The sequence below is a fragment of the Paraburkholderia sp. CNPSo 3076 genome, assembly GCF_026343935.1.
GTDB lineage: Bacteria > Pseudomonadota > Gammaproteobacteria > Burkholderiales > Burkholderiaceae > Paraburkholderia > Paraburkholderia nodosa.
Genome location: NZ_JAPMAL010000123.1, coordinates 1 through 1,008, shown reverse-complemented (window position 1 = coordinate 1,008; position 1,008 = coordinate 1). Strand labels below are relative to the sequence as shown.

Genomic DNA, 1,008 nt, shown 5'->3' with positions numbered 1-1,008 from the left:
CCCTTTCCATCCATGGACAGAAGAACGCTCCGGCTGAGCACCGCGTCGGTGAATTCGGTTGCGGTGAACTGGCTGCCTTGATCCGTGTTGACGATCTCAGGCAGGCCGTATTTCGCAAATGCTTCCTCCAGCGCCTCGACAGCATGGCAGCTCTCCAGCGTGATCGCCACGCGGTGTGCCAGCACCCGACGGCTCGCCCAGTCCACGACAGCCGTCAGATATACGAAGCCGCGCGCCATCGGGATATAGCTCGTATCGAGCGCCCAAACCTGATTGGCCCGGTCGATTTTCCGGTTGCGAAGCAGGTACGGCCAGATCCTGTGGGCTGCATGCTTGCGGCTCGTGTTTGGCTTGCGATACAACGCTTCGACGCCCATGCGCTTCATCAAAGTGCTGACGTGTCTGCGCCCGACCTTGATGCCCTCGCGACGCAGCAGCCGTACCAGCATTCGCGCCCCCGCAAATGGATGCTCGAGGTGAAGCTCGTCAATCCGGCGCATCAATTTCAGATCCGCTTCGCTGACCCCACGTGATTGGTAATAGGCGCTCGACCGGCTGATGCCTACCAGCCGCGCCTGCTGCGTCACCGGCAGGGCGTGATCACGATCGATCATCGCTTTACGCCCAGCAGTCCCGCCTTGCTGAGCGCGCTTTCTAAAAAATCGTTCTCCAACGTCAACTGCCCGATCTTCGCGTGCAGTACCTTCACGTCGACTGGCGGTGCCGATGGCGCCGAGTTGCCCGTGTCGAACACATCGGCAACCCGCTCCTGCAGTTGCTTCTTCCAGTCCGTAATCTGGTTCGGATGGACATCAAACTGCTGGGCCAGCTCTGCCAGCGTCTTGTCCCCCTTGAGCGCTGCCAAGGCCACCTTTGCCTTGAACGCTGGCGAGTGGGTCCGTCGGTTTCGTTTCGTCATCTTCTGGTTCCTTGTTGCCGGCCATTATGGCCGACTCACGCCCCAGCTTTTCCACTCAACGTACTGTCCGAATTCTCGAAGCCACCTCA

The 1,008-nt window shown here is 60.0% G+C and carries 1 pseudogene; it reads right to left on the bottom strand.

The features are described from left to right. A pseudogene (locus M3A49_RS42315) lies at positions 1-919 on the bottom strand (IS3 family transposase); the annotation flags it as partial. Positions 920-1,008: the final 89 nt, after the last annotated feature.